Origin of the sequence: Streptomyces sp. NPDC101219 (genome assembly GCF_044767675.1) — a bacterium.
In the GTDB taxonomy this organism is placed as follows: domain Bacteria; phylum Actinomycetota; class Actinomycetes; order Streptomycetales; family Streptomycetaceae; genus Streptomyces.
Window position 1 is genome coordinate 80,235 of sequence record NZ_JBIWOK010000008.1, and the last position, 25,732, is coordinate 105,966.

22 protein-coding genes and 1 pseudogene are annotated in these 25,732 nt (G+C 71.0%); 13 read left to right on the forward strand and 10 right to left on the reverse strand.

Features of this window, described 5'->3' with window-relative positions:
• The 4 genes and pseudogenes from ACIRPP_RS17540 to ACIRPP_RS17555 all read left to right on the forward strand — a co-directional run.
• Positions 1 to 724, forward strand: a pseudogene (locus ACIRPP_RS17540) (VWA domain-containing protein); the annotation flags it as partial.
• Positions 725 to 853: 129 nt separating this feature from the next.
• Positions 854 to 2,470: a methionine--tRNA ligase gene (gene metG / locus ACIRPP_RS17545; protein ID WP_403643265.1), complete on the forward strand. Its 1,617-nt coding sequence runs from the start codon at positions 854 to 856 to the stop codon at positions 2,468 to 2,470.
• 116 nt (positions 2,471 to 2,586) lie between these two features.
• The gene (locus tag ACIRPP_RS17550) at positions 2,587 to 2,952 is read left to right on the forward strand and encodes a PH domain-containing protein (protein WP_403643268.1); all 366 of its coding nucleotides are present in this window, start codon (positions 2,587 to 2,589) and stop codon (positions 2,950 to 2,952) included.
• Between the two features lie 88 nt (positions 2,953 to 3,040).
• Positions 3,041 to 3,469 carry a hypothetical protein gene (locus ACIRPP_RS17555; protein ID WP_403643271.1) on the forward strand — a complete coding sequence of 143 codons (429 nt, stop codon included), beginning with the start codon at positions 3,041 to 3,043 and terminating at the stop codon, positions 3,467 to 3,469.
• Between the two features lie 86 nt (positions 3,470 to 3,555).
• On the opposite strand, the gene aspS is transcribed toward ACIRPP_RS17555, so the two are convergent.
• On the reverse strand, positions 3,556 to 5,319 hold the full coding sequence (gene aspS / locus ACIRPP_RS17560; RefSeq protein ID WP_403643273.1) for an aspartate--tRNA ligase: 1,764 nt from the start codon (positions 5,317 to 5,319) through the stop codon (positions 3,556 to 3,558).
• Between the two features lie 155 nt (positions 5,320 to 5,474).
• Between aspS and ACIRPP_RS17565 the strand changes: the two genes are divergently transcribed.
• Complete coding sequence (locus ACIRPP_RS17565) at positions 5,475 to 7,700, forward strand: SpoIIE family protein phosphatase (RefSeq protein WP_403643276.1); 2,226 nt, start codon at positions 5,475 to 5,477, stop codon at positions 7,698 to 7,700.
• A gap of 51 nt (positions 7,701 to 7,751) precedes the next feature.
• Here ACIRPP_RS17565 and ACIRPP_RS17570 read toward each other — a convergent pair whose 3' ends face one another.
• The 3 genes from ACIRPP_RS17570 to ACIRPP_RS17580 all read right to left on the reverse strand — a co-directional run bounded on the left by ACIRPP_RS17570 (position 7,752) and on the right by ACIRPP_RS17580 (position 10,219).
• The gene (locus tag ACIRPP_RS17570) at positions 7,752 to 8,378 is read right to left on the reverse strand and encodes a hypothetical protein (protein WP_403643278.1); all 627 of its coding nucleotides are present in this window, start codon (positions 8,376 to 8,378) and stop codon (positions 7,752 to 7,754) included.
• Positions 8,379 to 8,618: 240 nt separating this feature from the next.
• A complete protein-coding gene (locus tag ACIRPP_RS17575; protein WP_403643281.1) occupies positions 8,619 to 9,590 on the reverse strand; it encodes a pirin family protein in 972 nt (323 codons plus the stop codon).
• Positions 9,591 to 9,754: 164 nt separating this feature from the next.
• Positions 9,755 to 10,219 (reverse strand): SseB family protein, encoded by a 465-nt coding sequence (locus ACIRPP_RS17580; RefSeq protein ID WP_164334620.1) that lies wholly within the window; start codon positions 10,217 to 10,219, stop codon positions 9,755 to 9,757.
• Between the two features lie 161 nt (positions 10,220 to 10,380).
• Between ACIRPP_RS17580 and ACIRPP_RS17585 the strand changes: the two genes are divergently transcribed.
• The 4 genes from ACIRPP_RS17585 to ACIRPP_RS17600 all read left to right on the forward strand — a co-directional run bounded on the left by ACIRPP_RS17585 (position 10,381) and on the right by ACIRPP_RS17600 (position 14,752).
• A complete protein-coding gene (locus tag ACIRPP_RS17585) occupies positions 10,381 to 12,207 on the forward strand; it encodes an acyl-CoA dehydrogenase (protein ID WP_164334619.1) in 1,827 nt (608 codons plus the stop codon).
• A gap of 86 nt (positions 12,208 to 12,293) precedes the next feature.
• Entirely contained in the window at positions 12,294 to 13,673 is a 1,380-nt protein-coding gene (locus ACIRPP_RS17590; RefSeq protein ID WP_403643285.1) for a M18 family aminopeptidase, read from the forward strand.
• 98 nt (positions 13,674 to 13,771) lie between these two features.
• Positions 13,772 to 14,020 (forward strand): DUF6458 family protein, encoded by a 249-nt coding sequence (locus ACIRPP_RS17595; protein WP_164334617.1) that lies wholly within the window; start codon positions 13,772 to 13,774, stop codon positions 14,018 to 14,020.
• A gap of 240 nt (positions 14,021 to 14,260) precedes the next feature.
• Complete coding sequence (locus tag ACIRPP_RS17600; RefSeq protein WP_164351399.1) at positions 14,261 to 14,752, forward strand: LURP-one-related/scramblase family protein; 492 nt, start codon at positions 14,261 to 14,263, stop codon at positions 14,750 to 14,752.
• Between the two features lie 159 nt (positions 14,753 to 14,911).
• Here ACIRPP_RS17600 and ACIRPP_RS17605 read toward each other — a convergent pair whose 3' ends face one another.
• On the reverse strand, positions 14,912 to 15,724 hold the full coding sequence (locus tag ACIRPP_RS17605; protein WP_403643289.1) for a carbon-nitrogen family hydrolase: 813 nt from the start codon (positions 15,722 to 15,724) through the stop codon (positions 14,912 to 14,914).
• Between the two features lie 175 nt (positions 15,725 to 15,899).
• Here ACIRPP_RS17605 and ACIRPP_RS17610 point away from each other — a divergent pair, with 175 nt between their 5' ends.
• Positions 15,900 to 16,724, forward strand: coding sequence for a maleylpyruvate isomerase family mycothiol-dependent enzyme (locus ACIRPP_RS17610; protein ID WP_403643292.1), 825 nt, complete (start codon positions 15,900 to 15,902; stop codon positions 16,722 to 16,724).
• Between the two features lie 88 nt (positions 16,725 to 16,812).
• Here the strand turns inward: ACIRPP_RS17610 and ACIRPP_RS17615 are convergent, their stop codons facing one another.
• Together ACIRPP_RS17615 and ACIRPP_RS17620 are read right to left on the reverse strand one after the other, a co-directional pair.
• Complete coding sequence (locus tag ACIRPP_RS17615; protein ID WP_403643295.1) at positions 16,813 to 18,123, reverse strand: nitrate/nitrite transporter; 1,311 nt, start codon at positions 18,121 to 18,123, stop codon at positions 16,813 to 16,815.
• Entirely contained in the window at positions 18,120 to 18,773 is a 654-nt protein-coding gene (locus ACIRPP_RS17620; RefSeq protein WP_403643298.1) for a GntR family transcriptional regulator, read from the reverse strand. The genes ACIRPP_RS17615 and ACIRPP_RS17620 overlap by 4 nt, the downstream gene beginning before the upstream one ends.
• A gap of 208 nt (positions 18,774 to 18,981) precedes the next feature.
• On the opposite strand from ACIRPP_RS17620, the gene ACIRPP_RS17625 reads away from it, so the two are divergent.
• Together ACIRPP_RS17625 and ACIRPP_RS17630 are read left to right on the forward strand one after the other, a co-directional pair.
• The gene (locus ACIRPP_RS17625; RefSeq protein ID WP_403643301.1) at positions 18,982 to 19,881 is read left to right on the forward strand and encodes a D-alanyl-D-alanine carboxypeptidase family protein; all 900 of its coding nucleotides are present in this window, start codon (positions 18,982 to 18,984) and stop codon (positions 19,879 to 19,881) included.
• Positions 19,882 to 20,020: 139 nt separating this feature from the next.
• On the forward strand, positions 20,021 to 20,518 hold the full coding sequence (locus tag ACIRPP_RS17630) for a peptidylprolyl isomerase (protein WP_403643947.1): 498 nt from the start codon (positions 20,021 to 20,023) through the stop codon (positions 20,516 to 20,518).
• Between the two features lie 74 nt (positions 20,519 to 20,592).
• On the opposite strand, the gene ACIRPP_RS17635 is transcribed toward ACIRPP_RS17630, so the two are convergent.
• From ACIRPP_RS17635 to pdhA, 3 genes are read right to left on the reverse strand one after another with little or no spacing between them, the layout of a single operon-like run.
• A complete protein-coding gene (locus tag ACIRPP_RS17635; protein WP_403643304.1) occupies positions 20,593 to 22,023 on the reverse strand; it encodes a dihydrolipoamide acetyltransferase family protein in 1,431 nt (476 codons plus the stop codon).
• Between the two features lie 10 nt (positions 22,024 to 22,033).
• Positions 22,034 to 23,011: an alpha-ketoacid dehydrogenase subunit beta gene (locus ACIRPP_RS17640; RefSeq protein WP_403643307.1), complete on the reverse strand. Its 978-nt coding sequence runs from the start codon at positions 23,009 to 23,011 to the stop codon at positions 22,034 to 22,036.
• Between the two features lies 1 nt (position 23,012).
• Positions 23,013 to 24,254, reverse strand: a complete 1,242-nt coding sequence (pdhA, locus tag ACIRPP_RS17645) for a pyruvate dehydrogenase (acetyl-transferring) E1 component subunit alpha (protein WP_403643309.1) — start codon at positions 24,252 to 24,254, stop codon at positions 23,013 to 23,015.
• Between the two features lie 434 nt (positions 24,255 to 24,688).
• Between pdhA and ACIRPP_RS17650 the strand changes: the two genes are divergently transcribed.
• On the forward strand, positions 24,689 to 25,720 hold the full coding sequence (locus ACIRPP_RS17650) for a phosphotransferase (protein ID WP_403643312.1): 1,032 nt from the start codon (positions 24,689 to 24,691) through the stop codon (positions 25,718 to 25,720).
• Positions 25,721 to 25,732: the final 12 nt, after the last annotated feature.

The window sequence follows — 25,732 nt, forward strand, 5'->3', positions numbered from 1 at the left end:
CTCGCTCGCGCGCCGGTTGGCGGTGGGGCTCCCGCCGGCCTCGGCCTAGGGTGGGGCCCCCCCCCCCACGCCCCCCACCCCCACGCCCATCCCCCCCGCCCTCACCACCGCCCACACCGCCGCTGCCTCCGCCCTCGAGAAGCACCACCTCGCCGGCACCCGTGCCAAGGTGTACCTCGCCCTGGACCGCTCCGCGTCCATGCGCCCGTACTACAAGGACGGCTCCGCCCAGGCCCTCGCCGAGCAGACGCTGGCCCTCGCCGCCCACCTCGACCCCGAGGCCACGGTGAAGGTCGTCTTCTTCTCGACCGAGCTGGACGGCACCGGCGACCTCACCCTCGGTGACTTCGAGGACAGGATCGACACGCTGCACGCGTCCCTCGGGCGGATGGGCCGCACCAGCTACCACGCGGCCGTCGAAGAGATCCTCGCCCTGCACGACAAGTCGGGCCCCGGCCCGGACACCCCCGCTCTGGTGGTGTTCCAGACGGATGGCGCCCCGGACGCGAAGACCCCGGCGACGCAGGCGCTCACCGCGGCCGCCACGTCCCACCCGGCGGTCTTCTTCTCCTTCGTCGCCTTCGGTGACCCGGAGAACAAGGCGTTCGACTACCTCCGCAAGTTGAAGACGCCGAACACCGCGCACTTCCTCGCCGGGGCGACGCCGAGAGAGCTCACGGACAACGAGCTCTACGAGGGCGTCCTGGCGTCCTGGCGCCCGTAGGCAGCTTCTGCCGCCGAGGGCGCGGGAGCCACACCCCCCGGGGGGGTGGGCGGGATGGGCCGGTGCCCTCCCGTCCACCCCCCGAAACGCGTGTGAGTCGATCACCGGGCGCCCAGTAGGATTTCGACCATGGCGGCCACTGGATCAGAGAAGCAGGGGGCGAAGACGTACTACGTCACGACCCCCATCTACTACGTCAACGACGCTCCTCACCTGGGCCACGCCTATACGACCGTCGCAGGCGACGTGCTCACCCGCTGGCACCGCCAGCGCGGTGAGAAGGTGTGGTACCTCACCGGCACGGACGAGCACGGTCAGAAGATCATGCGCACGGCCGAGGCGAACGGGGTCACCCCGCAGGCCTGGGCCGACAAGCTCGTCACGGAGGCGTGGAAGCCCCTGTGGGAGCACCTGGAGATCGCGAACGACGACTTCATCCGCACCACGCAGAAGCGGCACACCGACCGCGTCCAGGAGTTCGTGCAGGACCTGTACGACCGGGGCGAGATCTACAAGGGCGGCTACGAGGGCCCGTACTGCGTGGGCTGCGAGGAGTACAAGTCCCCCGACCAGCTGCTGGACGGCGAGGGTGAGTACGCGGGCCTGCAGATCTGCGCGGTCCACAAGAAGCCCGTGGAGATGCTGAAGGAGGAGAACTACTTCTTCAAGCTGAGCGAGTACGGCGAGAAACTGCTCGCCCACTACGAGGCCAACCCGGGCTTCATCCAGCCGGAGTCCGCGCGCAACGAGGTCGTGAACTTCGTCCGTCAGGGCCTGCAGGACCTGTCGATCTCCCGCTCCACGTTCGACTGGGGCGTGCCGGTCCCGTGGGACGACAAGCACGTCATCTACGTGTGGATCGACGCGCTGCTGAACTACGCGACGGCGGTCGGCTACAACGAGAACCCGGAGAAGTTCGAGTCGACGTTCCCCGCCGACGTGCACCTGGTCGGCAAGGACATCCTGCGCTTCCACGCGGTGATCTGGCCGGCCATGCTGATGGCGCAGGGCCTCCCCCTCCCTGGGAGGATCGCCGCCAACGGCTGGCTGATGGTCGGCGGCGAGAAGATGAGCAAGTCCAACCTGACCGGCATCAAGCCGCAGGACCTGACGTCGCACTTCGGCGTGGACGCGTACCGCTGGTACTTCCTGCGGGCCATCGCCTTCGGTCAGGACGGCTCCTTCTCCTGGGAGGACTTCTCCGCCCGCTACACCAGCGAGCTGGCCAACGACTACGGCAACCTCGCCTCCCGCGTGGCGGCCATGGTCGGCAAGTACTTCGGCGGCGAGCTGCCGGAGGCGACGGCGTCCGGCGAGGCCGAGAAGGCGATCCACGACGGCCTCGCCGAGGCGGTCGCACGGGCCGACCGGAGCATCGGCGACGAGCTGGACTTCCAGAGCGGCATCCTCGCCGTCTTCGACTTCGTGAAGCAGGTCAACGGCTACATCACGGAGCAGGAGCCCTGGAAGGTCGCCAAGGACACCTCCGACGAGGGCAAGGCCCGCCTGGCGACGATCCTGTACACGGCGGCGGAGTCGCTGCGCGCGGTGGCGGTCCTGCTGAACCCGGTCATGCCGGAGACGTCCCAGAAGCTGTGGGACTCCCTCGGCGCGGAGGCGGGCCTCGGCGCGCTCGCGGACCAGAAGGTCCAGGATTCCGGCACCTGGGGCCTGCTGCCCGTCGGCTCCACGGTCACGAAGGGCGCGGCGCTCTTCCCCCGCCTGGAGGAGAAGCCGACCGCGTAACACGCACGCCACAGCCGGGGCCCGGGAGGACGACATCCTTCTCCCGGGCCCCGCGCGTTTGCGAGGATCGACGGGACAGCGGCCGTCCGGCCGCCGACCACTCCCGGGGGGCCTCCATGGCACTGTTCGGCAACGCGCACACCGTCAATCCCGCGCAGGCGCAGCAGGACTACGCCCGTCTGCTGGGCCACGGGGAGCAGGTGCACGCCGCGTTCCTGCTGATCCGCGACACCATCCTGTTCACCGACCGCCGGCTGATCCTGATCGACAAGCAGGGCATCACCGGCAAGAAGACCGAGTACCACTCGATCCCGTACCGCAGCATCTCCCACTTCGCGGTGGAGACCGCCGGCCACTTCGACCTCGACGCCGAACTGAAGATCTGGATCTCCAGCTCCCCGACCCCGATCCAGAAGACCTTCACCAAGGGCGTCGACATCTACGAGGTGCAGGCCATCCTCACCCAGTTCGTGGCGCGGTAGCAGGACACGTCACTCGACGGACCGGCTCCCCGACGCGCACGCCACGAAGCCCGCCCACGCCTCCGGCGCGACGGCGAGCCGGGGGCCGATGCCCAGCACATACCTCTCCGCCATCGTGCACAGTCAGAGTTCACGAGCCGCGGCCATACTGGAGACGGTCGCCCGCGGGCTCCTGTCCTTCGCGCCGGACGTCACGAAGTACTGGTTCGAAGTGGTGGAAGTCGGCCTGGAGTCCACTCCGGCCAGGAAGAACTGGAGGAAGCTGATGCAGGACGTCGTCACCCACTTCCCGGGGCACGGGACGCTGTTCGAGGAGAAGTACCTGGAGGGGAAGGCCGAAGGCGAGGCGAGGGGCATCCTTCGTGTCCTGGAGGTGCGGGGCATTCCTGTGTCGGACGAAGTCCGTCAGCGCATCACCGACTGCACCGATCTCGACGTCCTCGGCGACTGGCTCGACCGCTCCGGCACGGTGGAGCGTGCCGAGGACCTGTTCGACGGCCGGGAACCGGCCGGATAAGGCCGGCGGCACAGCGGCAACGGCGAAGGGGCCCGGAAGCGGTGCACGCTTCCGGGCCCCTCGCACGGTCGGCGAGCCGGTGCCGTCTACTTCGGCTGCGGCTTGCGCACCGAGAGGTGCAGTTCCTTCAGCCGGGCCTCGTCCAGCTCCGTCGGGGCGCCCATCATCAGGTCCTGGGCGTTGCCGTTGAGCGGGAAGGCGATGGTCTCGCGGATGTTGGGCTCGTCGGCGAGGAGCATCACGATGCGGTCGACGCCGGGGGCGATGCCGCCGTGCGGCGGGGCGCCGAAGCGGAACGCGCGGAGCATGCCGGCGAACTGTTCCTCGACGGTCTCCCGGTCGTAGCCCGCGATCTCGAACGCCTTGAGCATGATCTCCGGCTCGTGGTTCCGGATCGCGCCGGAGGACAGCTCGACGCCGTTGCAGACGATGTCGTACTGCCAGCCCAGGATGTCCAGCGGGTCCTGCGTCTGCAGGGCCTCCATGCCGCCCTGCGGCATGGAGAACGGGTTGTGCGAGAAGTCGATCGTGCCGGTGTCCTCGTCCCGCTCGTACATCGGGAAGTCGACGATCCAGCAGAAGCGGAAGACGTTCTCCTCGAACTGTCCGGCCCGCTTGGCGGCCTCGACCCGGACCGCGCCCATGATCTTCGAGACCTCGTCGAACTCACCGGCGCCGAAGAACACCGCGTGGCCGGGGGCGAGGGCGAGCCGCTTGGTCAGCTCCGCGACGTTCGCCTCGGTGAGGAACTTGGCGATCGGGCCGGTCAGCGAGCCGTCCTCGCCGACGCGCACCCAGGCCAGGCCCTTGGCGCCCTGCGAGACCGCGTAGTCGCCGAGCTGGTCGAAGAACTTGCGGGGCTGGCCGGAGACGTCCGGCACGGCCAGCGCGCGCACGTGCTTGCCGGCGAACGCCTTGAACTCCGAGCCCTCGAAGACGTCGGTGATGTCGACGAGCTCCAGCTTGGCGCGCAGGTCCGGCTTGTCGGAGCCGTACTTCAGCATGGCCTCGCGGAACGGGATCCGCGGGAACGGGGACGTCACGTGACGGCCGTTGCCGAACTCCTCGAACAGCTCGGTCATGAGTTTCTCGATGGGCTGGAAGACGTCCTCCTGCTCGACGAAGCTCATCTCGACGTCGAGCTGGTAGAACTCGCCCGGCGAGCGGTCGGCGCGGGCGTCCTCGTCGCGGAAGCAGGGCGCGATCTGGAAGTAGCGGTCGAAGCCGGAGATCATCAGCAGCTGCTTGAACTGCTGCGGCGCCTGCGGCAGGGCGTAGAACTTGCCGGGGTGCAGGCGGGAGGGGACGACGAAGTCGCGCGCGCCCTCCGGGGAGGTGGCGCTCAGGATCGGCGTGGCCATCTCGTTGAAGCCGAGCGCGGTCATCTTCTGGCGGATGGCCGAGATGACCGACGTCCGCAGCAGGATGTTGCGGTGCATGCGCTCGCGGCGCAGGTCGAGGAAGCGGTACTCCAGGCGCCGCTCCTCGTTGACCCCGTCCTCGGCGTTGATGGTGAACGGCAGGGGGGCCGCGGCGCCCAGCACCTCGACCTCGCCGACCTCGACCTCGATCTCGCCGGTCGGCAGCTCGGGGTTGACGTTCTCGGTGCCGCGGGAGACGACCTTGCCGTCGACCCGGACGACCGTCTCCTTGGACAGCTTGTCCAGCGCCTCGTAGGCCTCCGTGCCCGGCCGGGCGACGAGCTGCGTGATGCCGTAGTGGTCGCGCAGATCGATGAAGAGGATGCCGCCCAGGTCGCGCCGATTGTGCAGCCAGCCACTCAGCCGGACGTCGCTGCCGACGTCAGAGGCGCGGAGCTCGCCGCAGGTGTGGGACCTGTACCGATGCATCGTCGTTCATCCAGTCTTCGCGGATCGGGGCTTTGTTTCACGTGAAACTCCCCCAAGCCTACCGGCCGGGCCAAGATCGGCTCCCCCCGATTACCACTCGCGCACGCGTGCGACAACAGTGGCATCGTTCGGCTGAATCTCCCTAAAGTGGGGCAATGCGCACTGGGGAGCCCCTGCCGTCCGTGGGCGATGTCCTCGCCGCTCTCGACACCGGCCGCTGGCACTGGGACACCGCCGCGGGCACGGTCACGGTCGACGCCGTGGCGGCTCGGCTGCTCGGTCTGCCCGCGGAGCAGGCAGTTCTCACGGAGGCCAGGGTGCGGGCCCGGCTGCACCCCGTCGACTGGAACGAGATCACCGGGGTGGTCCGGCTCGCCCTCGCCGAGGGCACCCTGGGCGAGGTCCGCATCCGGATCATGGGCGACCAGCGGCGCATGGACGGACAGGCACAGGTCCTGCGGGTGGTGCGCAGCCGCTTCCGGCCGTCCTTCGACCCCGAACGCAAGGCCTACGTCCTGACCGGAACCCTCCAGGAGGTCACCGATCCCACCCCGGGCACCTCCGCCGGGCGGAACGCGGTCACCGGCGAATGGCGGCGCTCGCGCGAGGCGTTCCTGCTGGACGCGGGCAGGGCTCTGGCCGAGGCGCGCTCCACGCAGGAAGTGCTGCGGGTCGCGGCGAACCTCTCCATGCCGGGCTTCTCCCCGGACGGGCTCGCGGTGTTCGGCGTCGAGGCCGACCGGCTCACGATCATCGGTCACCACGGACACGAGGCCGGCGACGACAACCCGTTCACCTTCATGCCGCTGGACACCGACTATCCGGCCACCGAGGTGCTCCGCACCGGCCGCGCCGTCTACCTGTCGTCCCCGGAGGAGTACAAGGAGCGCTATCCGCTGACCTGGCCGCTCGCCCAGCGCTTCGGCCGCCAGTCCTGGGCGTTCCTGCCGCTGACCGTGTCCGGCCGGACCATCGGCACGTGGATGGCGGCCTTCACCTACCCGGTCGCCTTCACCCCCGACGAACGGTCCGTGCTGACCACGGTGGCGCGGATGCTGGCCCAGGCGCTGTCCCGCGCGGGCACGGCCGAGAGCGAGCGGGCGCTGACCGACGGACTCCAGCAGTCGATGCTGCCCAGACTGGGGCCGCAGCGCATCCCGGGCATGCGCGTCGCCGCGCGCTACGTGCCCACCGGCGGCGGACTCCAGGTCGGCGGCGACTGGTACGACATGATCCCGCTGCCCGGGGGGAACCGGTTCGCCCTCGTCATCGGCGACGTGCAGGGGCACGACGTCCGGGCCGCGGGCCTCATGGGCCAGCTGCGGATCGCCCTGCGTGCCTACGCCTCCGAGGGGCACCCGCCCGACGCCGTCCTGGCCCGCGCCTCCCGCTTCCTGCACGGGATAGGCGACGGCGACCCGGACGAGCTGCGCTTCGCCACCTGCCTGTACGTGGAGGTCGACCCCAGCACCGGCGTCCTGGAGTTCGCCCGCGCCGGGCACCCCGACCCGGTGATCCGCATGGCCGACGCGACGGTCCTGTCCCGGCCCACCGCGGGCGGCCTGCCGCTGGGCATCGACCCGGACGCCGACTACCCCATCACCCGGCTCATCCTGGAACCCGGCGAGACCCTGCTGATCTGCACGGACGGCCTCATCGAGACCGGCGGTCACGACCTGGACACCGGCTGGCAGCGTCTGCGGACCGCTCTTGAGGGGCACCGGGGCAACCTGGAGGAACTGGCCGACGCCGTGGTCCAGGCCGTGCACGGCCCCCGCTCCCACCACACGACCGGCCCGCTCACCGACCGCCGCGAGGACGACATCGCCGTGCTGCTGCTGTGCCGCGCCGGCGAAGGATGCGGCTGCGGCGCAGACCGGGACCTCGTACGGCCCCCCGTGCGCCGGACGATGCTGACGGTGGCGCAGACCGAACCGGAACAGGTCTCGGTCGCCCGGCAGCAGCTGCGCGAGCTGCTGCACGACTGGTCCTCCCCGGACCAGCTCGACTCGGCGGTGCTCCTGCTGTCGGAGGTGCTCACCAACGTCCTGGTGCACACCGACGCCGACGCCCTGATGGTCGCGGAGGTCACCGGCGGCGGCGAGGGCCGCCGGGTCCGCATCGAGGTCACCGACACCGTCGACGACCTCCCCCACCTCCGCTCCCCCGGCGAGCTGGCCTCCTCCGGCCGCGGGCTGCTCCTCATCGAGATCCTGGCCGACGGCTGGGGGGTGGATCCGCGCGGTCGCGGCAAGAGCATCTGGTTCGAGCTCTACGAGACGGACGAGACGGAGGCGGCGACCGGGGCGACGGCCACCGCCGACGCCGAGCACACCGACGGCACCGACGAGCCGCGCCCCCCGGCCGCCGAGCCGGCCTGAACGCGGCCCGGGACGGACGAGCGCCGACGGCGGGCGGCTCGGCTCAGCCGGTCAGCGGCTGCCCCCGGCCCCGGGAGCCTGCCCCTGCGGAGGCAGGAAACGCAGCCGCCCGTCCGGCTCCGTCACCGGGGTGAAGCCGGCGTCCCGCAGCAGTTCCTCCTGCCGGGCCACGTAGCGCCGGTTGCGGGCGTACCCCACGGGGACGATCGCCGTCACCAGGGCCCAGCCGACGGCGATGACGAGGGCGCCCCGGAGGCCGACACCGAGCTGGATTCCCAGGCACACGGCCAGCACGGTGAGGCCGACGACGGAGACCACGGCCAGCTTCCCGGTGGTGTTCCCGGCGACCAGGTCGTACCCGATGCGGGCCCGGAGCAGCTCGACCTCGGCGGGCACCAGCGGCGGCAGCTCACCGCCGTCGGCGGCACGCGGATGGGCCGCCCGGTGGGCCGCCGCGCGTTCGCGGGCCTCCGGACGGGGGTCGGGCACGATCGAGATCGCGTAGCCGCTGCCCTGCGGCCCGGCGTCCCGCCGCACGTCCTCGTAGACGTAGCCGAACTGTTCGGCGAGAGCCGTGAGCTCCGAGAAGTGGCGCAGGGTGGCCCGGGCGGGCCGCACCTCGACGGGCTCCCCGCTCTCCATCCGCCGCAGCATCCTCCGCGCGTATCGCTTGTTCATTCAGCCCTCCCCGCGCCATGATCGCGCCGCCCCGGCCCGAGGGCACTGCCCGGAGCGGGCAGTCTTCCCGCGGCGTCGTTGCCCGGTGGGCCGCGCGGACCAGGACGTCCGAGCGCATGCCGGGCGCGACACCGCGCGGAACCAGCCACCGGGGCCAGGAAGCCGCGCCCCGGAGCCGAACGGGCCCGGCCCTCACCGTGCGGGTGGGGGCCGGGCCCGTCCGTGCGGGCTCGCAGGGACCTACAGCCCGCCCTCGCTCATCCCGTGGACCGCCGGGATGGTGCCGAGGCGGCCCTTCTGGAAGTCCTCGAAGGCCTCCTGGAGCTCCTGGCGGGTGTTCATGACGAACGGGCCGTAGTGGGCCATGGGCTCGCGGATCGGACGGCCGCCGAGGAGGACGACCTCCAGGTCCGGCGTGTTCGAGTCCTGCTGCTCGTCCGCGCGGACGGTCAGCGAGGAGCCGGTGCCGAAGACGGCGGTCTGGCCCACGTGGACGGGACGGCGCTCGGCGCCGACCGCGCCCTTGCCCGCCATGACGTACGCCAGGCCGTTGAAGTCCTCCCGCCACGGCAGGGTGACCTCGGCGCCCGGGACCAGAGTGGCGTGGATCATGGTGATCGGGGTGTGCGTGATGCCGGGGCCCTGGTGGCCGTCCAGCTCGCCCGCGATGACCCGCAGCAGCGCGCCGCCGTCCGGGGAGGTCAGCAGCTGGACGCTGCCGCCGCGGATGTCCTGGTAGCGCGGGGCCATCATCTTGTCCTTGGCCGGGAGGTTCACCCACAGCTGGAGCCCGTGGAAGAGGCCGCCCGAGACGACCAGGTGCTCCGGCGGCGCCTCGATGTGCAGCAGGCCCGCGCCGGCGGTCATCCACTGGGTGTCGCCGTTGGTGATGGTGCCGCCGCCCCCGTTGGAGTCCTGGTGGTCGAAGACACCGTCGATGATGTAGGTCACGGTCTCGAAGCCGCGGTGGGGGTGCCAGGGGGTGCCCTTGGGCTCGCCCGGCGCGTACTCCACCTCACCCATCTGGTCCATCATGATGAACGGGTCGAGATGGCGGTAGTTGATCCCGGCGAACGCCCGGCGGACCGGGAAGCCCTCACCCTCGAAACCGCTCGGCGCGGTCGTGACGGCGAGCACGGGACGTGCCACGGCGTCGTTCTGCACGGTCACACGGGGCAGCGTCAACGGGTTCTGGACGGTCACTGCGGGCATGGCGTACCTCCTCGGTTGCGGCCATTTTAGTTGAGCGTTGAACTTCCTGCCACCCCGAACGACGAGAGCCCGGAGGGCATTCCCTCCGGGCCACCAGGCGTGCGGGTCGACGGCGGCCGGCCGTCCGCGGGCAACGGCGTCAGCCGTCTGCGTATCAAGGGGCGTCAGCCGTACATCCGGCGCATCGCGAACTCGACCATCTGCTCCACGGCCTTCGCGTCGAACACCATCCGGTGCTCGCCCTCCATGTCGAGCACGAAGCCGTAGCCGGTGGGCAGCAGGTCGATCACCTCCGCCCCCGTGATCACGAAGTACTTGGACTCCTTGCCCGCGTACCGCCGCAGCTCCTTGAGCGAGGTGAACATCGGAATCACCGGCTGCTGGGTGTTGTGCAGGGCCAGGAAGCCGGGATTGTCGCCCCGCGGGCAGTAGACCTTGGACGTCGCGAAGATCTGCTGGAAGTCCTCGGCGGCCAGCTGACCGGTGGTGAAGGCGCGCACCGCGTCCGCGAGCGAGGGCGGGGACGGCTCCGGGTACAGCGGCGGCTGCTGCCCGTACCCGCCCGGCACGTGCTGCTGCGGCGGGACGTAACCCTGTTGCGCTCCGGCGCTCTGGTCGTAGCCGTACATGCCGCACAGACTACTGACCCGCGGGAGGGCTGAGTCACAGATGTCCGGATCGGGGTTGCTTCTTATTACCGACGGGTAGCATCATCGTAGCTACTTGTTGGTACGTGAACTAGCGCGAGGAGTCAGTGCCTCGCCGATCTCTCTCTAACGGAGCCGTCGCCATGGGGCACTACAAGTCGAATCTCCGCGACATCGAGTTCAACCTCTTCGAAGTACTCGGACGCGACAAGCTGTACGGCACGGGTCCCTTCGAGGAGATGGACGTCGACACCGCGAAAAGCATCCTCGAGGAGCTGAACCGCCTCTCGGAGAACGAGCTCGCCGAGTCCTTCGCCGACGCCGACCGCAACCCGCCGGTCTTCGACCCGGAGACCAGCACGGCCCCGGTCCCGGCGTCCTTCAAGAAGAGCTACCAGGCCTTCATGGACTCCGAGTACTGGCGCCTCGGCCTGCCCGAGGAGATCGGCGGCACGACGGCGCCCCGCTCCCTGATCTGGGCCTACGCCGAGCTCATCCTCGGTGCCAACCCGGCCGTGTGGATGTACTCCTCCGGCCCCGCCTTCGCCGGCATCCTCTTCGAGGAGGGCAACGAGGTCCAGAAGCACATCGCGAAGTTCGCCACCGAGAAGCAGTGGGGCTCCACGATGGTGCTCACCGAGCCGGACGCCGGCTCGGACGTGGGCGCCGGCCGCACCAAGGCCGTGCAGCAGGAGGACGGCTCCTGGCACATCGAGGGCGTGAAGCGCTTCATCACCTCCGGTGAGCACGACATGTCGGAGAACATCCTCCACTACGTGCTCGCCCGCCCCGAGGGCGCCGGCCCCGGCACCAAGGGCCTGTCCCTGTTCCTCGTCCCGAAGTACCTCTTCGACTTCGAGACCGGCGAGCTGGGCGAGCGCAACGGCGTCTACGCCACGAACGTCGAGCACAAGATGGGCCTGAAGGCGTCCAACACCTGCGAGATGACCTTCGGCGACAAGCACCCCGCCAAGGGCTGGCTGATCGGCGACAAGCACGACGGCATCCGCCAGATGTTCCGCATCATCGAGTTCGCCCGCATGATGGTCGGCACGAAGGCGATCTCCACGCTGTCGACGGGCTACCTCAACGCGCTGGAGTACGCCAAGGAGCGCGTCCAGGGTCCCGACCTGGCGAACTTCATGGACAAGACCGCGCCCAAGGTCACCATCACGCACCACCCCGACGTGCGCCGCTCGCTCATGACGCAGAAGGCGTACGCGGAGGGCATGCGCGCCCTGGTCATGTACACCGCCTCCGTCCAGGACGCCATCCAGGTCAAGGAGGCGAACGGCGAGGACGCCTCCACCGAGCACGCCCTCAACGACCTGCTCCTGCCGATCGTGAAGGGCTACGGCTCCGAGAAGGCCTACGAGCAGCTCGCCCAGTCGCTGCAGATCTTCGGCGGCTCCGGCTTCCTGCAGGAGTACCCGATCGAGCAGTACATCCGGGACGCCAAGATCGACACCCTGTACGAGGGCACCACCGCCATCCAGGGCCAGGACTACTTCTTCCGGAAGATCGTCCGCAACCAGGGCGCCGCCCTGAACTCGCTCGCCGAGGACATCAAGAAGTTCCTCGCCCTCGGCACCGGCGGCGAGGAGCTGGCCGGCGCCCGCGAGCACCTGGCCAAGGCGGCCGTGGAGCTGGAGGCCGTCGTCGGTCTGATGCTCACCGACCTCGCGGCCACCGAGCAGGACGTCAAGAACATCTACAAGGTGGGCCTGAACACCACCCGCCTGCTGATGGCCTCCGGCGATGTCGTCGTCGGCTACCTGCTGCTCAAGGGCGCGGCCGTCGCGGCCGAGAAGCTCCCGACGGCGAGCGCCAAGGACCAGGCGTTCTACACCGGCAAGATCGCCGCGGCGAAGTTCTTCGCGGCCAACGTCCTGCCCGGCGTGACCCTGGCCCGCAAGGTCGCCGAGGGCGTCGAGCTGGACCTGATGGAGCTGGACGAGGCCGCCTTCTAGGCACAGATCCGGCACCACCGCCGTACGGACCGTGCGAGGGTCCGCTCCCATGGGGGGCGGGCCCTCGTCCTCGTTAAGGTGAACCCATGAGCGAAACCGTCCGCCCCTCCTCCGCCGCCGCTCCCGCCACGAGCTCCACGGGAGCCACCGGGGCGTTCCACCGCGGCCACACCGACGACCTCATGTCCTTCCTGTCGGCCGCCCCCACGCCGTACCACGCGGTCGCCGAGTCCGCCGCGCGGCTGGAGAAGGCGGGCTTCCGGCAGGTGTCGGAGACGGACGCCTGGGACGCGGAGAACACCAAGGCTGGCGGCCGGTACGTGCTGCGCGGCGGCGCCATCGTCGCCTGGTACGTGCCGGAGGGCGCGACCACGCACACCCCCTTCCGGATCGTCGGCGCCCACACCGACTCCCCCAACCTGCGGGTGAAGCCGCAGCCCGACAGCGGGGCGCACGGCTGGCGCCAGGTCGCCGTGGAGATCTACGGCGGCCCACTGCTCAACTCCTGGCTGGACCGGGACCTGGGCCTCGCCGGACGGCTGTCCCTGCGCGACGGCACCACCCGGCTGGTCAACGTCGACCGGCCCCTGCTGCGCATCCCGCAGCTCGCCATCCACCTGGACCGCGCCGTCAACAGCGATGGGCTCAAGCTGGACAAGCAGCGGCACCTGCAGCCCGTGTGGGGCCTGGGCGACGACGTGCGCGACGGCGACCTCATCACGTTCCTCGGTGAGGCCGCCGGCGTCCCGTCGGGCCAGGTCACCGGCTGGGACCTGATGGTGCACCCGGTCGAGCCGCCCGCCTACCTCGGCCGCGACCAGGAACTGCTGGCCGGCCCCCGCATGGACAACCTGCTCTCCGTCCACGCCGGTACGGCCGCGCTGGCCGCGGTGGCCGGACACGCCGCGAACCCGCAGGCCGGCCGGCGCCGCCTGCCGTACATCCCCGTGTTCGCCGCCTTCGACCACGAGGAGAACGGCTCCCAGTCGGACACCGGCGCCGACGGCCCGCTGCTCGGCAACGTGCTCTCCCGCTCGGTGTTCGCGCGCGGCGGCTCCTACGAGGACTGGGCGCGCGCCCTCGCCGGCAGCGTCTGCCTGTCCTCCGACACCGGCCACGGCGTGCACCCCAACTACGCGGAGCGCCACGACCCCACGCACCACCCGCGGGTCGACGGCGGCCCCATCCTCAAGGTCAACGTCAACAACCGCTACGCCACGGACGGTTCGGGCCGCGCGGTGTTCGCCGCCGCCTGCGAGAAGGCGGGCGTGCCCTTCCAGTCGTTCGTCTCCAACAACGCCATGCCGTGCGGCACCACGATCGGCCCGATCACCGCCGCCCGCCACGGCATCAAGACGGTCGACATCGGCGTGGCCATCCTGTCCATGCACAGCGCCCGCGAACTGTGCGGCGCCCGCGACCCGTTCCTGCTGGCGAACGCCCTGGTGGCCTTCCTGGAGGGCTGACTGACGGAGGGTCGGCCGCCGCTCGACGGCATGAGCGGCGGCGGGCCGGGTACCCGGTGTCGACGACCGGAACGACCGGACGGGAAGGCGACACACTCATGGGTCTCGGTGGATGCATACTCCTCATTGCCGTGGGGGCGATCCTCACGTTCGCGACCGACTGGGACATGCAGGGTGTCAACCTTGACCTGGTCGGCGTCATCTTCATGATCGTCGGCCTGATCGGGGTGGCGACCTTCAGCAGCATCGCCCGGCGCCGCCGGGTCGTCGTGCCGCCCGCCACGCCGGTCGTCGACGACACCCGGCCGCCGCACCGCGACGGCTACAGCGACGGGTACGGGGTCTGACCGGGGCAGGCCGTCGGGGGCCCGGGTCAGTGCGGTCGCCGCGGCGGCTGCCTGCAGCGGCCGTCAGCCGTCGGGCCCACCGGCCGTCACGGCGCCCGGCCCGGTCCACTCGCAGCGCCCGTCACGGAGGCCGCACGACGGTGGTCACGAGGGGCGCGCTTCCCGGCCCCGCTCCCCGCGTGGCGCCGAACGGCCTACCCCGCGGCGTTCCGTCCCCGGGGGCGGGGAAGGGCTGGTGGCATGAGATTCCTGGTACGCGAGCGGCTGCTCGGCATCGGTGACGACTACTGGATCGAGGACGACCGGGGCAACAAGGTCTACCTCGTCGACGGCAAGGCGATGCGGCTGCGGGACACCTTCGAGCTGAAGGACACCCAGGGCCGGGTGCTCGTCGACATCCGCAAGAAGATGTTCGCCCTGCGCGACACCATGGTGATGGAACGCGGCGGCGAACCGCTGGCGACGATCCGCCGCAAGCGGCTGTCCCTGCTGCGCAACCACTACCGGGTCGCCCTGGCCGACGGCAGCGAACTGGACGTCAGCGGCAGGATCCTCGACCGGGAGTTCGCCGTGGAGTACGACGGCGAACTCCTCGCCGTGGTCTCCCGCCGGTGGCTGCACGTCCGGGAGACCTACGGCGTCGACGTCGTGCGCGAGGACGCCGACCCGGCGCTGCTGATCGCGGTGGCGGTGTGCGTCATCCACCTCGCGGACAAAGAGCGGGACGACTGACGCGACGCCCGCCGCAGGCACCGGGTGACGGACGCGGCGACCGCCACCGGCACCGGCTGACCGAAGCGGCGACCGCCACCGGCACCAGCTGACCGAAGCGGCGACCGCCACCGGCTCCGGTTGACCAACGCGGTGACGGCCGCGGCTCCCGGGCCGTCCTCAGCGCCGGGGTTCCGCCAGCCCCAGGACCCGGTCCTTCAGGGCGGGGAAGCGCGCGCGGGTGCCCGCCACCGCGGCCGGGTCGAAGTCCACGGTGAGGACCTGCTCCCCGGGCCCGGCCTCGGCGAGCACCTCGCCCCAGGGGTCCACCACGAGCGAGTGGCCCGCCTGCGGGATGCCGCCGTGCGTCCCGGCCGTGCCGCAGGCCAGGACGAACGCCTGGTTCTCCACCGCCCGCGCCCGCGCCAGCAGCGTCCAGTGGGAGCGGCGGCGCTCCGGCCAGCCCGCCGGGACGACGAGGGTCTCCGCGCCCTCGTCGACGAGGGCGCGGAAGAGTTCCGGGAAGCGCAGGTCGTAGCAGGTCGCGAGCCCGAGCACCGTGTCCGGCAGACGTACCGTCACGAGCGTGTCGCCCGCGCCCATCAGCACGGCCTCGCCCTTGTCGAACCCGAAGCGGTGGATCTTGCGGTAGGCGGCGGCCAGGTCGCCGGAGGGGGAGAAGACGAGCGAGGTGTTGTAGAGGACGCCCTCCCCGGCGCCGTCCTCGGCGGGCGCCCGCTCCGGGACGGACCCCGCGTGCAGCCACACGCCCGCGTCGCTCGCCGCCTTGGCCATCACCTCGCGGGTGGGCCCGTCGAGCGGTTCCGCCGCACTCGCGAACTCCTCGAACGCGAAGGCACCCGTGGTCCACAGCTCGGGCAGCACCACGAGATCGGCCCCGGCCTGTTCCCGCACCAGGGCGGCGGCCCGCTGCCGACGCGATTCGACCGATTCGCCCTCGTTCACGGCGATCTGGAGGAGAGAAGCGCGCACACTACCACCGTCCTGGCATTCGACCCGCGGCCACGGGCCTACGATCGTCACACCAAAGCACTGCCGGGGTGCCCCACAGCAGCGTAACTTGGGGGTCCCGCCGAGTGCAGCCACCGCCCACAGGCACCGCCGCCACAAAATGCCCGTGTACCGACCGCCGAGGGGTCCCAGTTCCGTGAGCCTGCATCCCGCCCTTCAGTCCTACGCCGACGCCTGGACGCACTCCATCGACGCGATATCCGAGCTGGTGCAGCCGCTCGTGGAGGCCGACTGGAACCGGCGGACGCCCTGCCCGGGCTGGTCGGTCCGTGATGTGGTGTCCCACGTCATCGGACTGGACACCGAGATGCTCGGCGACCCGCGTCCCATCCACACGCTGCCGCGCGACCTGTTCCACGTCACCAACGACCACCAGCGCTACATGGAGATGCAGGTCGACGTGCGCCGCCACCACACGGCGCCGGAGATGACGGCCGAGCTGGAGTACGTCGTCATCCGCCGCAACCGCCAGCTGCGCAACGAGTCCCGCGACCCCTCCACCCTGGTCCGCGGCCCGCTCGGCACCGAGCTCACGCTCGAGGAGTCCATGCGCCGGCACGCCTTCGACGTGTGGGCCCACGAGCAGGACCTGCGCGCGGCCCTCGGCCGCCCCGGCAACCTCGACTCCCCCGGCGCGCACGTCGCCCGGGACGTCCTGCTCGGCGAGCTGCCCCGGGTGGTGGCCGAGGAGGCCCAGGCGCCCCGCAGCTCGGCCGTGGTCGTCGACGTGCACGGCCCGCTGGAGTTCCTGCGCACGGTCCGCGTCGACATCCAGGGCCGCGGCACACTGGAGACCGCGCCCGCGCTGGGCCCGGCCGTCACCCTCACCCTCGACTGGGAGACGTACGTCCGCCTGGCCTGCGGCCGGGTGACCCACGAGCAGGTGGCCGACCGCATCAAGACCGAGGGTGACCCGGACCTCGCGGAGGCGATCCTGCGCCACTTCGCCGTGACCCGGTAACGCCCGGTCGTCCCGCGGGGCGGCTCGCCCCGGTACGGGTGCGGGTGCCCGCGGACGGCACCCGCACCGGAGCCCTTTCACCGGAGCCCTAGACGGGCACGTGCTGCGTCTCCACCCTGCTCGCCACCAGCCGCTCCCGTTCGCGGCGCACCGCCCGGCGGCGCAGCCGCAGGATCTGGCTGACGCCGAGCGCCTGGAGCACGAAGACGGACGAGAAGGCGACCGTGTAGTCGTCGTCCGTGGCGTCCAGCAGCACGCCCACGGCGAAGAGGGTGGTCATCGAGGCGATGAAGCCGCCCATGTTGGTGATCCCGGACGCCGTGCCCTGCCGCTCGGGCGGGTTGGCGGGCCGGGCGAAGTCGAAGCCGATCATCGACGCCGGTCCGCAGGCCCCCAGCACCGTGCACAGCACGACGAGCAGCCACATCGGCGCGGTCGCGGCCGGATGGGCGAGCGTGGCGGCCCACACCAGCGCCGTGACCCCGACGGTCCCCAGCGCCAGCGGCAGCCGGGCCCCGTGGTGCCGGGCGACGACCTGGCCGTAGACGAGCCCGACGGCCATGTTGGACAGCACCACGAGCGTGAGCAGCTCACCCGCGGTGGCCCGGGACAGCCCCTGCGCCTCCACGAGGAACGGCATGCCCCACAGCAACAGGAACACCATCGCCGGGAACTGGGTGGTGAAGTGCACCCAGAGGCCGAGCCGGGTGCCCGGCTCCCGCCAGGAGGCCGCGATCTGGCGGCGCACATAGGCGACACCCTGCTGCCTCACCGGTTCCGGGGCGTGCCCCTCCGGATGGTCCTTGAGGAACAGCACGACCAGCACGAACACCACGGCACCGGCGAGCGCGCTGCCGCCGAAGGCCGCCGTCCAGCCGATGTCGTGCAACAGCCGGGAGAGCACCAGCGTGGACACGAGGTTGCCGGCCATGCCGACCAGGCCCGCCATCTGCGCGACGAACGGGCTGCGCCGGGCCGGGAACCACCGGGTGCCCAGCCGCAGCACACTGATGAACGTCATCGCGTCGCCGCAGCCGAGCAGCACCCGCGCGGCCAGCGCCATCCCGTACGACGGGGACAGCGCGAAGCCCAGCTGCCCCACCGTGAACAGCACGGCGCCCATGCCCAGCACCTTCTTCGTACCGAGCCGGTCGACCAGCAGGCCGACGGGTATCTGCATGCCCGCGTAGACCATCAGCTGCAGGATGGAGAACGTGGACAGGGCGGAGGCGTTGACGTCGAAGCGGTCCGCAGCGTCGAGCCCCGCCACGCCCAGCGAGGTGCGGAAGATGACCGCGACGAAGTAGACGGAGACGCCGATCCCCCATACGGCGAGGGCGCGCCGCCCTCCGGGCGGATCGGCCGGCCGGGCGGCGGCGGTCCGGTCGGTGCCGCTCATCGCACCTCGCCCCGGGCCAGGTGCGAGAACCAGCCGACGTGCCGGTGGACGGCGCCCACGGCGGCCTCCGCGTCGCCCGAGCGCAGGGCCCGGAGGATCTCCTCGTGCTCGGCGAGGGTCTTGGCGATGCGGTCCGGGTGGGAGTGCATGACGGCCACCCCCATCCGCAGCTGGCGGTCGCGCAGCTGGTCGTAGAGGCGGGAGAGGATCTCGTTGCCGCCGCTGCGGACGATCTCCGCGTGGAAGCAGCGGTCGGTGACGGACGCCGCCGCGAAGTCCCCGGCGGCGGCCTGCTCCTTCTGGCGCGCCAGCAGCTCCTCCAGGCGCTCCACGAGCGCGGGCGGCGCGGGTACGGCTTTGCGTGCCGCGTGCTCCTCGACGAGCAGCCGGGTCTCGACGACGTCGGCGATCTCCTGCGCGGAGACGGGCAGCACCAGGGCGCCCTTCTTCGGGTAGAGCCGGATCAGGCCCTCGGCCTGAAGCCGCAGCAGCGCCTCGCGCACGGGCGTACGGGAGACCCCGACGGCCCCGGCGAGCTCCCCCTCGGTGAGGAGCGTCCCGCCCTCGTACCGGCGCTCCAGGACGCCCTGCTTGACATGGGTGTAGACGCGGTCGGCGGCAGGGGGTTGCTTCACGTCGGCCAGGCTCATGCCGACAGGATAGATACAACAGGGACACATCCCGGAACCCGTTCCACGATGCGGACCGAGCAGCCGGAGTGTGACGACCCCGGGCTTTTCACGACACCCGCACAACCATCACCCCCCGACGTGAGTCAGACACGTGCGGCCCCCTTACCGGCCGCACCCTCAACTCGGCCGCACCGTACGGCCATTCACGGTAATCGGGGTACCTCAGTTGAAAACCGGCATTAAGGGCATCCGTCTGAGCAGAGCCGTCGGCGTGGCCCTGACGACGGGCGCCGTGATCGCCTCCGGAGCCCTCTACGCTGCACCCGCCCAGGCCGCCGCCGTCCCCACGATCGTCGCCAAGGGCGGCTACGTGATGAACAACGGGAACGGCAAGTCGCTGTACAGCAAGTCCGCGGACATCCGCCGCTCGACCGGCTCCACCACGAAGATCATGACCGCGAAGGTCGTGCTGGCGCAGAAGAACCTGAACCTCGACGCCAAGGTCACGATCCAGAAGGCCTACAGCGACTACATCGTCTCCAAGAACGCCTCCTCCGCCCGCCTGATCGTCGGCGACAAGGTCACGGTGCGCCAGCTCCTCTACGGACTCATGCTGCCGTCCGGCTGCGACGCGGCCTACGCCCTCGCCGACAAGTTCGGCTCGGGCACGACCCGTGCGGCCCGCGTGAAGTCCTTCGTCGGCAAGATGAACGCCGACGCGAAGAAGCTGGGCCTGAAGAACACCCGCTTCGACTCGTTCGACGGCATCGGCAACGGCAACAACTACTCCACGCCGCGCGACCTGACGAAGATCGCCAGCAGCGCGATGAAGAACTCCACGTTCCGCTCGATCGTCAAGACCAAGAAGTACACGGCCAAGACGAAGACGAAGACGGGCAGCACCCGCACGATGGCGCCGTGGACCAACACCAACACGCTGCTCAGCAACTACAGCGGCACGATCGGCGTGAAGACCGGCTCCGGCTCCGTCTCGAAGTACTGCCTGGTCTTCGCCGCCACGCGGAACGGCAAGACGGTCATCGGCACCGTCCTCGCCTCCTCCTCGGGCGCCCAGCGCGAGAAGGACGCCAAGAAGCTCCTGGGCTACGGCTTCGGCAAGATCTGACCCCGCCGCCGGCGGCCACGGATCACGCACAGGGGCTCACCCATGGGGTGGGCCCCTCGGCGTCGTACGGCCCGGCCGGCGAACGACCTGACCGACAGGGATGACGCAGTCCTTCCGCACTCGACGTGATAGGACGTGGATCATGAGCAACGTCTTCTTCGACATCACGGTCGACGGTCAGCCGGCCGGCCGCATCGTCTTCAAACTCTTCGACGAGGTCGTCCCGAAAACCGCCCGGAACTTCCGCGAGCTGGCCACCGGCCAGCACGGCTTCGGTTACGCCGGCTCGCCCTTCCACCGCGTGATCCCGGACTTCATGCTGCAGGGCGGTGACTTCACCCGGGGCAACGGCACCGGCGGGAAGAGCATCTACGGCGAGAGGTTCGACGACGAGAACTTCACTCTCAAGCACGACCGCCCGTACCTGCTGTCGATGGCGAACGCGGGCCCGAACACCAACGGTTCGCAGTTCTTCATCACCACGGCCGTCACCTCGTGGCTGGACGGCAAGCACGTCGTCTTCGGCGAGGTCGTCGAAGGCCAGGACCTCGTGGACACAATCGAAGGCCTGGGCAGTTCCTCTGGTCGCACCAGCAAGTCGGTCAAGATCGCGGATTCCGGCGTCGTCGAGAGCTGATCCAGCGACAGGAGGGGCACCGCAACTCGGACTTGCGGCGCCCCTCCGGCGTCAACCCACCCGTATCGTGGCCGTCAGGCCCAGGTGATCAGCCTCTTCGGCTGTTCCAGGATCGCGGCCACGTCGGCCAGGACCTTGGAGCCGAGTTCGCCGTCGACCAGGCGGTGGTCGAAGGACAGGGCGAGGGTGGTGACCTGACGCGGCTTCACCTTGCCCTTGTGGAGCCACGGCTGGAGCTTGATCGCCCCGACCGCGAGGATCGCGGACTCGCCGGGATTGAGGATGGGCGTGCCGGTGTCGACGCCGAAGACGCCGACGTTGGTGATGGTCACCGTGCCGCCCTGCATCGCGGACGGGGAGGTCTTGCCCTCCCGTGCCGTGGACACCAGTTCACCGAGGGACTCGGCGAGCTGCGGCAGGGTCTTGGCGTGCGCGTCCTTGATGTTCGGGACGATCAGGCCGCGCGGGGTGGCCGCCGCGATGCCCAGGTTCACGTAGTGCTTGAGCACGATCTCCTGGGCCGCCTCGTCCCAGGAGGCGTTGACGTCCGGGTTGCGGCGGATCGCGACCAGCAGGGCCTTGGCGATCAGCAGCAGCGGGTTGACCCGCAGACCGGCGAACTCCTTGTCCTGCTTGAGCTCCTCGACCAGCTTCATCGTGCGCGTGACGTCGACCGTCACGAACTCCGTGACGTGGGGCGCGGTGAAGGCCGAGCCGACCATCGCCGCCGCCGTCGCCTTGCGCACGCCCTTGACGGGGACGCGGGTCTCGCGGGCGGTGTCGTACGCCGCCGGTGCCGGGGCGGCCGGCGCGGGAGCCGGTGCCGGGGCGGTGGTGGCGGGCGCCTGGGGCTCGGGGGCCTTCGGCTGTGCCGCCGCGTGCACGTCGTCGCGGGTGATGATGCCGTCCGGGCCGGTCGGCACGACCGTGGTGAGGTCGACGCCGAGGTCCTTCGCCAGCTTGCGCACAGGCGGCTTGGCCAGGGGGCGCTGCCCCCCGTCGACCGGTCCGGCGGCGGGTGCCGGTGCCGGTTCCGCCGCGGCGGCAGGTGCCGGGGTGTGGCCGTTCAGCTCCGGCTGGGCGCCGGCCGCCGGCTTGCGCGGGCGGCGGCGGGTGGAGGACGTGGCCACGCCGTAGCCGACCAGCACGGGCTGGCGGCCCGAGCCCTTCGGCTCCGGCTCCGGCGCGGGCTCCGCCGCGGTGTCCGGCGCGGGCGGCGCCGCCTCCTCGGCCGGGGCCGCGCCGCCGGAGACGTCCACCGCGATGATGGACGTGCCCACGTCGACCGTGGTGCCCTCCGGGAAGTGCAGGGCGCGGACCACACCGTCGTAGGGGATGGGCAGTTCGACGGCCGCCTTCGCCGTCTCGACCTCGCAGACCACCTGGCCGTCGGTGACGGTGTCACCGGGCTGGACGTACCACTTGAGGATCTCGGCCTCGGTGAGGCCCTCGCCCACGTCCGGCATCTTGAACTCGCGTACGGACGCGTTCGTCATCGTCGTCACGACCCCCTCCTCAGTACGCCATCGAGCGGTCGACGGCATCGAGCACCCGGTCCAGGTCCGGGAGGTAGGACTCCTCCAGGCGGGCCGGCGGATACGGCGCGTGGTATCCGCCCACCCGCAGGACCGGAGCCTCCAGGTGGTAGAAGCAGCGCTCCGTGATCCGCGCGGCGATCTCCGCGCCGGAACCGAAGAACACCGGTGCCTCGTGGACGACGACCAGGCGGCGCGTCTTCTCCACGGACGCCTGGATCGCGTCGAAGTCGATCGGGGAGACCGAGCGCAGGTCCAGTACCTCCAGGGAGCGGCCCTCCTCGGCGGCCGCGTCGGCGACCTCCTGGCAGAGCTTCACCATCGGGCCGTAGGCCACCAGCGTCAGGTCGGTGCCCTCGCGGGCCACGCGCGCGGTGTGCAGCGGGCCGGGGATCGAGTCGGTGTTGACCTCGGCCTTGTCCCAGTAGCGCCGCTTCGGCTCGAAGAAGATCACCGGGTCGTCGCTCTGGATGGCCTGCTGCATCATCCAGTACGCGTCGGACGCGTTCGACGGCGAGACGATCTTCAGTCCGGCGACGTGCGCGAACAGCGACTCCGGGGACTCGGAGTGGTGCTCCACCGCGCCGATGCCGCCGCCGTAGGGGATGCGCACGACGACGGGCATCTTGACCTTGCCCAGCGCTCGGGCGTGCATCTTCGCGAGCTGCGTGACGATCTGGTCGTAGGCCGGGAAGACGAAGCCGTCGAACTGGATCTCCACCACCGGGCGGTAGCCGCGCAGGGCCAGGCCGATCGCCGTGCCGACGATGCCCGACTCGGCGAGCGGGGTGTCGATGACGCGGCTCTCGCCGAAGTCCTTCTGCAGCCCGTCCGTCACCCGGAACACGCCGCCCAGCTTGCCGACGTCCTCTCCCATGACGAGGACCTTCGGGTCCGTCTCCAGGGCGCGGCGCAGCGACTCGTTGATCGCCTTGGCCAGGGCCATCTTCTCTGCCATGTCACTTACCCCCGTCCGCGTCGGCGAAGGACGCCTGGTAGGCGGCGAACTGCGCCCGTTCCTCGTCGACGAGGGCGTGTCCGTCCGCGTAGACGTTCTCGAAGATGGCGAAGTGGTCCGGGTCCGGCATGGCACGGACCGCTTCGCGCACTCGTTTGCCCAACGCCTCGGACTCGGTCTCCAGTTCCGCGAAGAATCCCTCGTCCGCGTGGTTTGCGAGCTCGAGATGGCGGCGCAGGCGCAGGAGCGGGTCCTTGGCCTCCCAGGCGATCCGCTCGTCGTCGTGGCGGTAGCGGGTGGGGTCGTCGGAGGTGGTGTGGGCGCCCATGCGGTAGGTGAACGCCTCGAGCAGGGTCGGGCCCTCACCGTTGCGGGCCCGCTCCAGGGCCCACTTGGTGGCGGCGAGCGTCGCCAGGACGTCGTTGCCGTCCACGCGCACGCCCGGGAAGCCGAAGCCGCGGGCGCGCTGGTACAGCGGCACCCGGGACTGCTTCTCGGTCGGCTCGGAGATCGCCCACTGGTTGTTCTGGCAGAAGAAGACGACCGGGGCGTTGTAGACCGCGGAGAAGGTGAACGCCTCGGCGACGTCGCCCTGGCTGGAGGCACCGTCGCCGAAGTAGGCGACGACCGCGCTGTCCGCGCCGTCCTTGGTGATGCCCATCGCGTAGCCGGTGGCGTGCAGCGTCTGGGAGCCGATGACGATCGTGTACAGGTGGAAGTTGTTGCTGTTGGGGTCCCAGCCGCCGTTGTTCACACCGCGGAACATGCCGAGCAGGTTGGTGGGGTCGACCCCCCGGCACCAGGCGACGCCGTGCTCGCGGTAGGTGGGGAAGACGTAGTCGTCGTCGCGCAGCGCCCGGCCGGAGCCGATCTGTGCCGCCTCCTGCCCGAGCAGCGAGGCCCACAGGCCCAGCTCGCCCTGGCGCTGCAGCGAGGTGGCCTCGGCGTCGAAGCGACGGGTGAGCACCATGTCGCGGTACAGCCCGCGCAGGTCGTCGGCGGTGATATCGGCGACGTACGGGTCGAACTCGGCGTTCTTGACGCGCTTGCCCTCGGGCGTCAGCAGCTGGACGAGGGCCGGCTCGGCGCTCTGTGCGGCACCCGCCGCCTTCCTGGCGGTGGTGGCCTTCTTGGCGGCACCGGTGGCCTTCTTGGCGGTGGCGCCGCCCTTGGTGCCGGTGGCGCCGGCCTTGCTTCCGGCGCTGCGTCGCGGTGTGCGCGGGGCAGTGCTCTCCACGGTCACGTGTGCTCCTCCGTCGGTCCGGCCCCCGGGGTTGCCGGGTGACCTGGGGGTCCTCCCCGCTCAGGAGCGGGGAAGGCTCACCTGTTTTCGGCCACCGGGCACGGGGTGGGTGCCACTCGACCGGGAACAGGCGTGACAGGTGCCCCGGCGAGCGCCCTGCAATGTGCACGTTACCCAGTGCGACACATTTCTGTGAAACCCCACCTGACCTGGGATTTTGCTTGGATTTCCAAGTAAATCGGGAAGGTCGGGAAGGTGCACTGGTCACAGCCTTGCAGGAGGCCGGAGCAACGGCACGTTATCCCGGCCACCCCGGACTCGGGAAGAGCCGAGCCGTTCCGTCGACGCCAGAACGAGCACGGAGTGCGACCGGAAACGACTGAGTGTGACATCGCGCAGCTCACGGGGGCGCGCGTTCCCCTAGCATCCGGCGCGTGTCGCAACTCCGTGTACCACCGCCCGTACCGCACGCGCCCCCGCTGCGCGCCTTGCTCCGCCGGTACGCCGCCGGTTCCGCCGTCTCCTGTGCACCCGTCGACGAGGGGCTGCTGAACCGCGGCTACCGCCTGTGCACGAGCCGCGGCCGCTACTTCCTGAAGCACCACTTCGACCCCGAGACGGCCGACCCGGCCGCGATCACCCGGCAGCACCGGGCCACGCTGCGCCTGGCCGGCCTCGGTGTCCCGGTCGCTCCGCCGCTTCCCGCGCGGGACGGGCGCACCGTCGTGGTCGTCGGCGGCCACGCCTTCGCCCTGCACCCGTGGATCGACGGCCGGCACCGGCACGGCGGGCAGCTCTCCCCGGCCCAGTGCGGGCGGCTGGGGGCGCTGCTCGGCGCGGTGCACGCCGGACTGGAGCGCGTCATGCCGGCCCACGGCAGGACGGCCGCCGCCCCGGCCCGCAGCGCCGACCCGGCCGACACCCTGGCCCTCATCGACGACCTGCTCGCGCGCGTACGCCGCCACCGGCCCGCCGACTCCTTCGACGCGCTCGCCCGCCACCGGCTGCTGGAGCGCCGCGTCCTCCTGGAGCGCCACGCGCACCGGCGGCCTCCGCGGGGCGGTGCCGTGGGGTGGGTGCACGGCGACTTCCACCCGTTCAACGTGCTCTACCGGGGGGACGCGCCCGCCGCGATCGTCGACTGGGACCGGCTGGGCGTGCAGCCCCGTGCGGAGGAGGCGGTCCGGGCCGCGGCGATCTTCTTCGTGCGGCCCGCGGGCACCCTCGACCTGCCCCGGGTGCGCTCGTTCGCCCGCGCCTACCGCGGCGCCTCGGCGGCCACACCCTCGGACCTGGCGGCGGCCGTCCACCGGGTCTGGTGGGAGCGCCTCAACGACTTCTGGATGCTGCGCTGGCACTACGAACGCGCCGACACCCGCGCGGACGGCCAGTTCCCCGCCGCGGCCGCGCTGGCCGTGTGGTGGACCCGGGAGTACGACGCGGTGTGCGACGCGTTCGTGGACTGAACCCGTGCGGGG